This is a genomic window from Caballeronia sp. AZ1_KS37 (assembly GCF_023631165.1).
GTDB classification, from domain to species: domain Bacteria; phylum Pseudomonadota; class Gammaproteobacteria; order Burkholderiales; family Burkholderiaceae; genus Caballeronia; species Caballeronia zhejiangensis.
This window is the reverse complement of the sequence record NZ_JALQDP010000001.1, coordinates 105,277-117,535: the sequence shown is the minus strand read 5'-3', so window position 1 is coordinate 117,535 and position 12,259 is coordinate 105,277. Positions and strand designations below refer to the sequence as shown.

General features: G+C 55.1%; 9 protein-coding genes. 6 read left to right on the top strand and 3 right to left on the bottom strand.

Annotated features, from left to right (window positions below; genetic code table 11):
* The first annotated feature begins 165 nt into the window (after positions 1 to 165).
* Positions 166 to 1,086: a XamI family restriction endonuclease gene (locus NCS00_RS00540; protein ID WP_250438752.1), complete on the top strand. Its 921-nt coding sequence runs from the start codon at positions 166 to 168 to the stop codon at positions 1,084 to 1,086.
* 83 nt (positions 1,087 to 1,169) lie between these two features.
* Here NCS00_RS00540 and NCS00_RS00535 read toward each other — a convergent pair whose 3' ends face one another.
* Positions 1,170 to 3,185, bottom strand: coding sequence for a phage major capsid protein (locus NCS00_RS00535; RefSeq protein ID WP_250438740.1), 2,016 nt, complete (start codon positions 3,183 to 3,185; stop codon positions 1,170 to 1,172).
* Positions 3,186 to 3,795: 610 nt separating this feature from the next.
* Here NCS00_RS00535 and NCS00_RS00525 point away from each other — a divergent pair.
* From NCS00_RS00525 to NCS00_RS00505, 5 genes are all read left to right on the top strand, one after another.
* Positions 3,796 to 4,821, top strand: coding sequence for an NHL repeat-containing protein (locus tag NCS00_RS00525; protein WP_250438737.1), 1,026 nt, complete (start codon positions 3,796 to 3,798; stop codon positions 4,819 to 4,821).
* A 26-nt stretch (positions 4,822 to 4,847) separates the two neighbouring features.
* On the top strand, positions 4,848 to 6,038 hold the full coding sequence (locus tag NCS00_RS00520; protein ID WP_250438727.1) for a hypothetical protein: 1,191 nt from the start codon (positions 4,848 to 4,850) through the stop codon (positions 6,036 to 6,038).
* A 1,081-nt stretch (positions 6,039 to 7,119) separates the two neighbouring features.
* Positions 7,120 to 7,455 (top strand): HU family DNA-binding protein, encoded by a 336-nt coding sequence (locus NCS00_RS00515; RefSeq protein ID WP_250438725.1) that lies wholly within the window; start codon positions 7,120 to 7,122, stop codon positions 7,453 to 7,455.
* A 1,073-nt stretch (positions 7,456 to 8,528) separates the two neighbouring features.
* Positions 8,529 to 9,410 (top strand): TauD/TfdA family dioxygenase, encoded by an 882-nt coding sequence (locus NCS00_RS00510; RefSeq protein WP_250438723.1) that lies wholly within the window; start codon positions 8,529 to 8,531, stop codon positions 9,408 to 9,410.
* Positions 9,403 to 10,161, top strand: a complete 759-nt coding sequence (locus tag NCS00_RS00505; RefSeq protein ID WP_250438721.1) for a class I SAM-dependent methyltransferase — start codon at positions 9,403 to 9,405, stop codon at positions 10,159 to 10,161. The genes NCS00_RS00510 and NCS00_RS00505 overlap by 8 nt, the downstream gene beginning before the upstream one ends.
* Positions 10,162 to 10,201: 40 nt before the next feature.
* Here NCS00_RS00505 and NCS00_RS00500 read toward each other — a convergent pair whose 3' ends face one another.
* On the bottom strand, positions 10,202 to 11,179 hold the full coding sequence (locus NCS00_RS00500; RefSeq protein WP_250438719.1) for a class I SAM-dependent methyltransferase: 978 nt from the start codon (positions 11,177 to 11,179) through the stop codon (positions 10,202 to 10,204).
* Positions 11,130 to 11,483: a 2OG-Fe(II) oxygenase gene (locus tag NCS00_RS33450; protein ID WP_350029717.1), complete on the bottom strand. Its 354-nt coding sequence runs from the start codon at positions 11,481 to 11,483 to the stop codon at positions 11,130 to 11,132. The genes NCS00_RS00500 and NCS00_RS33450 overlap by 50 nt, the downstream gene beginning before the upstream one ends.
* Positions 11,484 to 12,259: the final 776 nt, after the last annotated feature.

The following is a 12,259-nucleotide window of genomic DNA, read 5'->3' as shown; positions in this document are numbered from 1 at the left end:
ACGAGCGCTCCCTTTGGGTGGGAGCCGGTCGAGCGAGACGCTGGACCAGGCCGTCGCTTTCCTGCACAATCACGATTCCATAAAAAAGGGGGCGACCGACGCCAGCGGACTCATTAGATTGGGGCCGAAGGATTGAAGCGGACATTATCCCCGGCTAGGAATTGAATGAAGTTACCGCAGAAGTGGACCCCGCAGCAGCTGATAGACGATGTAGAAGTTGCGACAAGCGCCTTCCGCCATGAGCGGTTGGACGAACCACTAGAACTTTATTCCCAGCACTTCAAAACGTTTTCCGGAATTTTCGGGAAAATTGTCGATCGCTTGCCAGAGCTGAAAAAGCCGCAACTCGATTTGAACGTGATCGCCGATTTAATGCGCGATGATAATTCACGCCGCGCATTCTGCTATCTGACAGCGCCGCCGATTTCCGAGGATGATCTTAAGACGCTGGCCGAAGCATCGCTTGCGCCGGGCACGTTGAAGGCGAACCCCGACAGCGCGATGCGCATCCGCGACATTGTGTTTCGAATCCTCGATCCGCATCGCTTTCCTTGGATCGATGAAAATCGCGATCCACTGCCCGAAGAGAGGGCGGCTGCGATTGTGGCATCGTCCGCTTTGGTCGCGGCGCGAAAGGTCGAGACGTTCCGCCGCAACGACGCCAAGGACCGACAGGAAAACAAGGTCAAAGACCTCTTGTTGTCGATCGGTTTCGAGCAAATCAAAAAGCATGACATCCCCAATACGTCCCGCGCGCCAAAGCCGGGGCAGTTCATGGGTGAAACCCCACTCGCCGGCGCGAAAGCGGATATTGTCGCAACGCTCCACGATGGCCGGATTATGGCAATCGAGTGCAAAGTCTCAAATTCGTCCGTGAACTCGTACAAGAGGATCGTTCACGACACCGGGGGCAAAGCGACCATCTGGCATCGTGAAATCGGCCGTGCCAACCTGATCGCAGCAGCCGTAGTAAGTGGTGTTTTCAGCGCAGCCAACCTTGGGATTGTGCAGAACGACAAGGAAGTGGCTTTATTCTGGGATCATCGCCTCGCCGACCTGAAAGCCTTTGTCGAGTCGGCGAAGTAGTCAGTTCGTCTTCAGCGCCAAAAAGGCGAGGCAATGTAAGGGCTCACCAATTGACGCTGGGGCCCTCTCGTTGTTCCTTACCGTCAGTTACTCCTCAACTTCAACGGCTCTGCGTCGAACGGAAGCTGAAGGGTATCATTCAGCTTCGGGTAGGCCATATCGAGCCTCTGCGTGAACTCCTCCCACGTAATGGAAATACGCATCAGGGCTTTCACGCCTTCAAGCAGTTCTCTGAGGCGGGGCTTTCCCTCTTCAGGTGTCAGATACTGCGTTAGCTTTTGTGTCGGCCGGCCATTGGCGTTGCGACGTACCCGATCATGAAGGGCGGGCCTGACACCCGGCGCGAGACGATCGTAAATATCATTAGTCCAATGCCCGATGACGCCCGGCCGAGCAGTCTTGGCCGGATCAAAATTCCAGCCGTTAAGCCGATAAATCTGCCGATAAAAATCAACGTCGAACATTTTGACCCAAGGCAAAGCGTCTTTTCGGACGTGCTGCTCGATGATCTTAAGGATCGCATTCCGCTTGCGAAGGTCCTCGAAGCCGGTCGCTTGGTCGATCAGATCTTCGATGGCATAGTTGGTGAGGGCTTTCAACAACGCTCTGCAAGCCTGTCCGATATGCATCTGACTAGGCAAGAGTTCGGAGGCAGTCATCGCATCCTGATAGACCCAGCAGACGCCGGGAAGCAAACTGGCGCGATATCCGAAGGCGCGTCCTTCGTAGCCCGGTCCCCGCAACGGCGCGAATTCAAGCGGCGTCATCGATGCCAGAAGCTCGTCGGAAATGAACGGCTCCAGGTTTTTAGCGCGGAGGAAGGCGGGCTTTCCGTCGATCGACGCGCCTTCTCCGCCCTTTGCTTTCCCGGCCCGTCCGATAGCGTTAAGGAAACCCTCCTGCGTAAGGACGCGGGTGTTGTCGGCATCATCCAGCACAGCGCACGGAAGCCTAAGGTCCCCCATTTGAAGAAAACCTTCGGCGATTGCCTTAGGAAACGCTCTGCCATGGCGAGCAAGGGCCGCGTTTCGGGCAATGGCGCTTCTTTCCGCAGGTGTAAGCGCCTGCGCCCTTGCGATACCACCGGACACTTTTGATTCGTCTTTCATCACGACCCCCGTGCTTGCATGAGTTTGTGCAAGCATAACCTGCTTGCATCTTCCATGCAAGCAGGTTGAAGATCCACATGCACCTTTGCCGCGACTAGGGACGGCCCACGTAACTCCGGCGCGTCGCCTGAGCACGAGTATCTGGCAGAACCGGATGCACTCTTCCTTCAGAAAAGCCATGTTCGAACTACCGGTCGACCACCGACGACGGAATGCGTGGACCTCAAGCCGTCGTCCCGATGCACGCCTCGCTCCAGCGACGGGTGTTCCAATCTGATCGACGTTCGGATTCACGCCCGCGTACTTGATGAGATCGTTGGAGATCGGCACCAGCGCAGCGAGTTTTTTCGCCGTCAGCTTTAGGTCATCAAACGATTGGTTTGTCACGCCGATATTGCTATCGGACCCGATGTATCCCACCACCGCGGCTCCCTTGAGCCGCGGGATCGTGATGTTGCCGTTCGAGAGCGGCAGAGTGCGTGCGCCAAGCCTACGAACAACCGATTTCGGCCGCAGCAGCTCGATCACCTCGCTCGAAAGGTTTGTTGGTACCAGCACTCCGCCCGCGCTCGACGTGAGCGTGTTGAGCGACATGGCGACTTCCTCGCCGAAACCGCGCTCCATTGCAAGCTTCGATGCGAGCTGCGCGTCGCCGCGCGCCGCAGCCAGCGCGCGCACCATACGCGCCATTTTTGCGCCTTTCACCTCCGGGATTTTGGGTTGGGCCGGAAGGCTCGATGCGGCTGACCCGGCCGGAGAGGCGACGGCCGCCGGCGTCGGATCGACACAAACGGCTGCGGTGGCAGCCATGCGCTCGGCTGCCTCGACGCGTTCGATCTGCGCCGTGAGCTCGCTGAATCTTGTGCTGAGGTTTGCGAACTCGGTGTGCTGCTCGGTCGACAACGCCGTCCCGGCTGCTTCGATCGCAGCCAGCGCTTGCACCTGCTGATTGATGCCGGCACGCTCGCGGCGAAGTTCAGTGATATTCATGTTCGGTTTCTCCAATTAAAAAGCCGCCCGAAGGCGGCGGTGCTCGATTGCAGGCGCGAACGCGTCGATCGAAAGGTGAGGCGGTGTCAGTACAGGTTTCGCATGTTCATCGCAGCGGCCCGCGCGGCCACGCTTCGGGCCGGCTTGCGCTGCGCGCGCGATGCACCCACTTCGGATGCAATTCGGTTCACGGCGGCCTGAGGCGTCTCAACGCGATGGCGCCGAAATCCGGCTCTTCCTTATTCAAAGGGCGTTTGCCGGGGTTGCCAGCAGCAATCTTTCGCGCCGTCGGCTTAGGTTTTCTGCCGCGGCCTGGAACCGTGGCAACGCCACTCATCGGCCAACTCCTGAGTTTTTAATTTCGCGGGCGTAAAAATTCGACGGAACGGTCGGTCCCTAGCCAATTCGCCCCATACTTTTCACCCCCCCTCCCCCAAAGCGTCATCCAGTATTCCAAGCAGCCGCATGAACGCAGCGCGGACGCCCTTGAAAACCTTCGTGCGACATCTTGCAAATAAACACGAAACGCTTGATTCGGGGCTCGACACAGGTCCAGTAAATCTTCGCAGTCGCTCAAACTCCGACATTGTCGGCTGGAATCGGACCTTCCGTGTCCCAATCGCAACTGGACGTTAAGATTTCTGAAATGTTGCCGTTAGAGTTGGCATTCTTTCTTCGGCAATGCGACATGATCGATCGAGTTCGTTTGTTCACCGCCGTCTGCATCGCGGCTGCGGCTTTCATCGCCGGATGTGGCGATAGCAACAATCCCTCTGATGCGTCGACACCCGCGAGCAAAGCAGGGTTCATGATCGCGGCGAATGGGGATAATTCAGTCACCTCGTGTATCACCGAAGCATCGGGCCTGTTTTCTCAGTGCCGATTCGTCGTGCCAGACGACTCCCTGCAGAGCCTTGCGGGTATCTCGTGGTCGAATGATCGCGTCTACCTACTCGACATCGCAAAAAAGGCCGTCGATGCCTGCGTCGTCGATGCCAATGGCGCGCCTGGCAATTGCGTCGCGTCCGACGTTGGCGGCCTTCTGACAATGCCAATGGGCATCGCGGTGACGCGCACAAGCGTGTACATCGGCGACAACTCGAGCAACATCATAGGCTGCAGTGTCGACGGACAGGGAAAACTGTCAGGCTGTTCGGCACAGAACGGCGGCGGCACGTTCTCCTACCCGTCGTCGATCGCGCTGTGGGACAAGCACGTCTTCGTACTGAATTCCGGCAACAGCACTGTCACGCGTTGCGCGCCAGGCGCGGCTGGTTCTCTCGGAAATTGTACTGTGGGCGCGGTAGGGAGCCTCACGGGCTCCACTGCCCTCTCAAGCCTTACGATCGCAAATGGACACGCATATGTGACGAATGGCACAAGGCCCGAGCTCTACGCTTGCACCGTCAATTCAAGCGGTAACTTCACCGCGTGCCAGACTACTTCGCTCGATCCCGGTATGGGAATGCTAGGAGGCCTCACCGTGAATGGCTCGAGTCTCTATCTTTCGAGCATCACTGGAGACGCGATCGGCGTATGTGCGCTTAATAGCGACGGCTCCGTTCTGTCGTGCCAAATCGCGAGCGGTGATGCGATTCTTTCGCCGACGGCAATCGCGTTCAAACCGACTCTCTGAGCTTATCCATGCAACGTTCAAAAACTATGAAACAGCTCAATTCGATGCGGTGTGCCGTGCTGATCGCACTGGCCGGTGCGACGGTCGCGCCCCAAGCTCATGCTGGCGTAGACGCATTGCTAATGCTCAACAATCTCTCGCCGTACAAAGTGGACGTGTCCTTTCCGACCAGCTTTCAGAAATGTTGGCACGACGCGGGCGCAGACGATGACAACAACATAGCCGATTACTACACAAGCTATATTTCGAAGATCACTTCTGACAAGTCGTATCAGCCGTATCTGCAGTTGTATCAGAGCACCTATAACCTTCCTTTCCTTAACTCGATTCCGTCAACGACTATGGCAGGAACGACGCAAAGTCTTCCGCCTGCCGCCGACGGCAAACAGATCCAGCACATCGCATTTCGCGGCGAAGCTTCGGCCAGTGCCGGGGCAGGATGCAAATTGAGAACGTCGTCGCGCGGCTTCGTCGTCACGCTCACGGACGCCAGCGGCAATGTGAAGAGCAAGCGTCATTACGTACTTACCGATCCGCCTGACAGCGAGTGGAAACTCACTCGCATGAAGCCGTACGACGAGAGCGTGTCGGGTGCACCGACACTGGATAACACCCAGCCAGAACAGACGATCGTGCTCGGCGGCGGCGGGCGCAGCAGCGCGACTGAAATCGCACTCACCGCAGGCATGGCGATCCTGACCGTTGCGAGCATCGGGCAGGCCGGATACGAACTCGTCATCGCATCGCGTGCGATTTCCTATCTCAACAGCTGGGCACTGGTCGAAGGTCGTCGACGACTGTCGCTCGAAGTTGGCTCGTTCCTGTTCGGCGGTGGCGTTCGAGGCGGTGCGCAACTCGGTTTCAGATACGTGCATTACGGCGTCCAGCCGATCGCGAGCCTCGGCAATCGAGTGATCCTGAGCTCGGTGACGCTAGGCATGCTGCATTTCTTCTCCGGCTCGCTCGATCAGTCGATCAAACAGCCTGGCGACATGCAGCATTTTCAGCCCGATTTCGAGAAGGTCATTGATTTCTCCAGTCCCGAGATGTACGTCAACGCAGGCCTCAAAGACGATCGCTCGATCTGCGCGTATCAGGGCAGCACATTCGGCATTACCGAATGCCGGCTGATCGGCATCGATCTGTCGGTATTACCGGATGGATCGCTATCGTTCACCCCGCTTCCTTCGGTCGGCGGTGGTATCTCGTCCCTTTGATTCGGCTGGAGCGCACGCTGCTACGACCCATAGGAAGACCGTCCACTATGCTAAGAGCGTCCAACGGAAAGCGCATGAGCCTTCGGCGCCGACCAGCCGTGGGAGTGTTCCAGACTGTCGGCGATCACCCGGACCGGTTCCGATTCGCTTTCAGTAAAAGCGCGACTCATCGAGCGATGCCACAGCCGTCACCACGCAACTTCGGGCTGCACGCTTAATGACTCCCACGTCACCACGATGCCGCGGGGTTTAGACAGGATCAACGCGCGGGCTTTCTCCGTGAGCACCGGGAGCGCTGCGAAGAAGGTCGGGAATGACGGTCCACTACAAACGCCGCCGCCTAACGCGAAAGGGTCGTCGTCAGAAACCTCGTTGCTCCGTGTTGTAGCAGGCAGAGCGGCGTTCCGAAAACTGCCGCGATTCACCAATAGCTTCAATCGCATGCGTCGGCTGTCATGCACACAGGACCGCAGCAGTGGTCACAGAACGCTTTGGACAAGCCGGCTCATGTTGAGCGGGGGGAAGGGGCACTTGAAGTCTGCAGACCTTTCAACGCGGACACCGACCGTTCTCTCACGCGCAGAAAAAATTTCCCTCCAACCAAAAATGTTAAAGTTTTTAACATGGCCCCAATTACCGAAAGTCCTTTATTGGCGGGCCTTTGAGCTAATTCGACGATGTTAAAGCAATGTTAAAGCGGTGTTAAAGATGTTAAAGCTGGCAATACGGTCCGGGGTGGTGGACGGCAAAGCAGATTACAAGTTTTGCGAGCACAGAAATTCGACGGAGCGGTCGCTCCCTATCCCATTCGCCCAGACTTCTGCCCTGGCCGCCCTCAAGGCGTAACGTTGTACGCTCAGGCGTGGCGTGAATATATCGGAAGGGCCTGTTGAGCGCTCCCGCCATCTCGTGAGTGCACCGAGGAGGGCTCGACTAGCGGCACGGCGCGCGTCCGGGCTGCTTCTGCAGTCGGCCATTTGTTGCCGCTCGGCTCGCTCAAGGAGCGGTCGTACGAACGGCGGCTCCGCCACTGAAAGCCGCCAGCTTCAGATCGCGGAAGGAAGCGTCTGGGGACAACAGGTTGCAGGCGCTGTGGCGCCAGCAAAGTGGCGACGCGCGAACGCGAGAGCAAGCCAACGAGGCAACGAGGCTCGATGTAAAGGCCATCAAGACCGTGCTGAGCGCCCTGAAAGACACGGTCCTTGGCTCGGTGCCAGAAAGCGCCGGCGACTTCCCGTTGTCGGGGCTCTCGAATTTCCTCGTAAGCCGTCCTGGCGAAGAAAAAGCATTTCGACGAGCACCCGTTCACATGCAAAGTGCGTTAGTTTGTCACGCTGTTCAAGTCACAGCCGGTCGCAGAAAAGCCGACGACTACGACGCCCTGTTGTCTTGGCATCTCGCCGCATCCAACGCCTAACGCACAGCCGGTCGTCTCGCGCAAGACACGTGATCTACGCGCGCTTACTCCGAAGCGATGATCCACGGGCGCGAAGTGGTCGCCGAACCGCTCTCGGATCTGAGACGCAAGTCTCGATGAGGCGTAGCGCCGCCTCATCCGAGCGTCATCTAAGGCGTTCGGAAACTCCAATACAAGCGGCGATAACAGGGACGCGCGACCTCGTGTTTCCTTTGCGCGCTCAACCTTGCGCGACCGACGCCGATGGCTTTTGCCTGCTCCTCTCGGTCTTCAACCCTCGCCGCGGGTAACTGATCAGCCAAGATATCGATCGACCGATTATTCTTGTTAGGCAGGAAAGCGAAAGTACGAAGAAAAACCATCCAATTATTATGCCAGCCCACAATGCACAGTCTATCGTTCGCTCGATCACCTTCATTGCGCGTATCTCAGCTGCGGTGTCAACGCTTCTCCCATAGAGGCTGTCAAATCTCCAAGGGTGGTCCCATAGATCGAGCATCAATCCTATTGCGAAGGCAGTGAAGCTGTGGTAAGCAAAAAGAATGACTAGCGCTATCTGCCACACGATCCGTCTGACGCACCGAAAGTTCTGCGCCAACGCGGGTGCTTGCAGTCGCGTGCAGTCGAACACCATATCGCGTCGATTGTAGGCACCTTCTATCCTCACGAAGGTTCCTTCCAGATTGGCAGGGCGCGTGACAGCAACTGCGCGCGCGGGAAGGCGATCAATCGTTTTTCCGTCGGGGAGGCGATATGGATTGTTCGGGCGACTACAAACTGCGAACGGGTCAATAGGGCGCAATCACGCCTTTTGGGGCACCAGACAGAAGCATTTCAGCTTCCTACGCAACTGCAGAGTATTCTTGACCCGCGCAACTTCCGCACTAGAATCGTTTAAACGGGGAGTATCCTAGGCGTCTCTCCCCGGGATCCTTTCTCAACGTTCCGACGGGCGGTCCGACTGGACAATCGGTTTCGAATCCAAACACCGTATTCTCGAAAATTCGTAGTCGCCGCCGCACGCAGAATGCCCGCTTCACTTCTGGAGAAGGACCATAAAAAAGGAGGTGATTATGGCCGAGAGAGAAGCATCGTATCTAAGAGCTCTTGCTCCGTTTGGAGCCGAGATCTCTATCGCACACCTGAGCCGTGCTGTGTTCGCACAACTTCCTTCTTGGACCCGAAAATACCGTCTCCTTATCTTGCACGGACTTGGAGAACTAAGCTCTGACGAGTTGCTGCGTTTGGCGTCGGCTATCGGCGAACCGATGTCACAAGGCACTAGTCTTATAGTCGATATTCGCGAGATCGATAACCAATTCGAATCCTTTTTATTTTCAAGTGCACCAGTTCCACTGCACTATGATGGCGCACTTGGTTCACAGGCCCCGGATCTTGTGATGCTTCGTTGTCACCGCTCTTCCCTGCGTGGCGGTGGCGGAGAGGGCTTGTATGTTGACACTGTCCGATCTTTTCAACTACTCGCGGAGGAAACCAAAGAGACGCTCAGGGCCTCTACAGTGATCTATCAGCTAAGCGACGGGTCGGCACGTACGATACCGCTCATCGCAAGAGACATGTATTCGACGTTTGAAACCATTCGGCTGGTTGCAAATATAGCGGACGATGGTTGGAGAAATGACTCAATAGAAATCGCTGCAAGGGATCAAAGCGGCCGCGACGTCACGTCCACTCTACTTTCGTTGGTCGAGCAGCTATCAACTCCAGTACACTGTTATACGCATATTTGGAGCGCCGGAGACATTGTTCTAGTTAATAATCATGCGATTCTCCATGGTCGAAGATCTTTCCCCGCAGGTGCGGGGAGACACTTGCAACGCGTACATATCCGATGCAATGACGCTATTACCTCAAAACTTAGTCACTCGAACTTCAACCATCCGGAACGCAACTACGAATTACAAAAGGGCCTTGAGGGGACCGATAATGGGTGAAACCAGGATTCAAGAAGAAGATTTCGACGCTTATGCGGTGTTCGGTGACGATTATCGTTATTTCAGCGAAATTGGCTTAACAAGTCAGAGGAACGCAATTGAAGCTGAGGTTATTCAACGCGTGCTTGCCTTAGAAGATCATGCGTCGATTCTCGATGTAGCATGCGGAGACGGGCGCATCGCGGCCGAACTCTCGCTTCGAGGCTTCAAGGTTACTGGAATCGACCTGATGCCAGCCTGCATATCCAGCGCTCAAAGCAGAGCCACAGAGCTTGGACTAAACACCGAGTTTTGCGTCGACGATATGCGTTTGTTTAATCCGAACATGAAATTCGATGCTGCAATTATGTGGTTCGCATCATTCGGGTATTTCGGCGACCAGGTTAACTTACAGGTCTTGCGGCGGGTTGTAGATGCAGTCCGTCCCGGGGGAAAAGTTCTTATCGAACAGCCTTCCCGTGCGTGGCTATTGCAAAACTGGAATCCTGTCGGTCTTATAGAACGTGAGGGCAACTTGCTGATTGAAGAACGCGAGTACGATGCGCTTACCGAGCGCTCGCGTGTGATGCGAACGGTTGTTCGAGATCGTCGAATAACTCGATCTGAGTACTCTGTGCGTCTATATGGGGTTCCAGAGATGACAAACTTATTCGAATTAGCGAATCTCGAGAACTATAAAGCTTGCGACGAAACGGGCGTAGCTTTCACCGGTGCCTCAAAAAGACTTTTATCCGTCGGTGTTCGGAAGTAGACGTCTCTCGCTGTATCGCATAAAAAAAGAACGTCGATATCTATCTATCAGCTCCATCTTTCCAAGTATAGACCGCGAGGCCGCTCGGGAGGTGAAGCTTGCCTTGATGGAACAGTTGCCTGTATGGGGTGCCGCGCAACCAGGCCCATATGTTACTCAAAGTCCAGCTGAACCGCCACTCGCCTGCGGCGGAGAGGTAATGACGAGAAACATTCAAATGATGTGTTGATCCCTGTAATGCAAGAGCGCACATACACTTGACCGTCACATCGGAATCGCAGTCTTCTCGGATAATTAAACCGTGCGGAACAAAGCGTTCCCTGAACCCTAAGCGAAGCAAAAAATCCTGCGTCGTAGGATTGCCGACCACCAGTCTTATCTCGCCACCTGGTCGAAGCACCCTTTTCATTTCATGCAAGCCAATTATCCCGCCGCTGCGTTCGTGATACTGGAATGCCATATTCGACGCCACAACGTCGACCGATCTATCTGGCAATGGGATATTTGCGAAACCACCTTTCTCGATTGAAACATTCGATGAAGCCGCATGTTTGCGGCGAGCTACCTCAAGCATGGGCCCGCACGGGTCGATACCGAAAACAAAGGTTGAGATTCGAGCGAGATAGTCGAGCAACTTTCCAGTGCCACATCCTATGTCGAGTACTATCTTTCCGATGAACTTTGACCGCGGAAATAATCTATCAAGCGCGAAGCGTTGAAGATTCGAAAACTGTTCATACTGCTCCGGGTACTTCCGATATGCAAGTTCCCAGAAATAAGTCGCAACAAGGCGAATTTGAGCGTCTATCAAATCTTGCTGCGAAGGTCTTAGAGACAGTTTTGGGATGCTGCGAAGAAGCGTAGGATTGATGTGTGCGTACAGATAGCTTAAAACTTCGCGATCAAGTGCGCTAAAGGCTTTCGCAAGAGTATCGGAATCGATACCGTTCTCATACGGTCGAAAGTCGTTAAATAGAAATTGTGGTTCTAATAGGCGAAAGTCGCTGATCCAGATCATCACGATGCTCCTGAAACGGCCGTTGATCTATGTCATCGGTAGCCGTCATGCACCATCCGTTTATAGATAGTCGGGATCGTTGACCCCGCACTACGCTCACCTCATGATCGCGGTGCGCATTAACATCAAAAACGAGCAACGAATTGAATTGCGGTGTCAGTACAACTTGCTCTCCATGATGCCCCCTAAAAACGATCTCTCCACCATCTTCCGCGTCCCACTCCTGAGAGAAGTATATCGCTATGCCTATGCGTCGACCCGCTCGCGCATCCGTATGGGCTGCCACGAAGTCACTGTTCCGCATTCGATGTCCTTCAAAATGGAACGGCCCCAAACGCTCATTGCATATATACTGTATGTATTCGCGAAATGTATGTCCACATAATTCCTCAATTATCGATAATAGGATTATCTCACGAGCGTCTGGGAAGGACGAAGGTGCAATGCGCTCAAAACGAAAAAGACGATTTTCGATCCGCGCGTCATTCCACTCGCTTTGCGCAACGAGTCGCCCACCAGCACATACGGGCTGTCCCGGATTCTTCAACGCACAGACCGGCTGACCAACATTGGTTTTATTCAGAAAAGCCGATATAAGCAGAGCCCTCTCTGGTCGCAGAAAGCTGGCGCGTCGCAACAGTCTGAGTGGATGGCGTCGAAAATCTTCGGCAGCTTTCCGACGCTCCATGTCACACGTGTGCACTGCGTCAATCCAGTCACTCATAGCACTGTCACCCGAGGTCTTGCATAGGTATAGAACGCCTCTCTCACTACCGCAAGTAGGTTCCGCACAAAAGCTGCAACTCGATCTTGATTCGACGCTCGACATCACCTACTGTGTCAGCGTAAGCCTGCATGCCCCGGTGTCGACCGTACCAGCAGTAAATTCTGATAAAATGTATGGAGAATGAAAATGTCACAAAGCGGATCTAAGCATGACAACATCAACTTACCTGATGTAAATGTGCTCGAACTAATCGAAGCACTCAACGACGTTGACAAAGCGAACGCGTTGATGAAAAAGCATAATTGGAGTAGAGACGAACTGCTGAAGCGAGCAGATCTAGTGGCCAAGCGAAT

Bases quoted from the DNA above. Each gene is read 5' to 3' on its own strand.
- NCS00_RS00510 (WP_250438723.1), top strand. From the start codon at position 8,529: ATGGCCGAGAGAGAAGCATCGTATCTAAGAGCTCTTGCTCCGTTTGGA.
- NCS00_RS00520 (WP_250438727.1), top strand. From the start codon at position 4,848: ATGAAACAGCTCAATTCGATGCGGTGTGCCGTGCTGATCGCACTGGCC.
- NCS00_RS00500 (WP_250438719.1), bottom strand. From the start codon at position 11,179: ATGATCTGGATCAGCGACTTTCGCCTATTAGAACCACAATTTCTATTT.
- NCS00_RS33450 (WP_350029717.1), bottom strand. From the start codon at position 11,483: ATGCGGAACAGTGACTTCGTGGCAGCCCATACGGATGCGCGAGCGGGT.
- NCS00_RS00540 (WP_250438752.1), top strand. From the start codon at position 166: ATGAAGTTACCGCAGAAGTGGACCCCGCAGCAGCTGATAGACGATGTA.
- NCS00_RS00505 (WP_250438721.1), top strand. From the start codon at position 9,403: ATGGGTGAAACCAGGATTCAAGAAGAAGATTTCGACGCTTATGCGGTG.
- NCS00_RS00535 (WP_250438740.1), bottom strand. From the start codon at position 3,185: ATGAATATCACTGAACTTCGCCGCGAGCGTGCCGGCATCAATCAGCAG.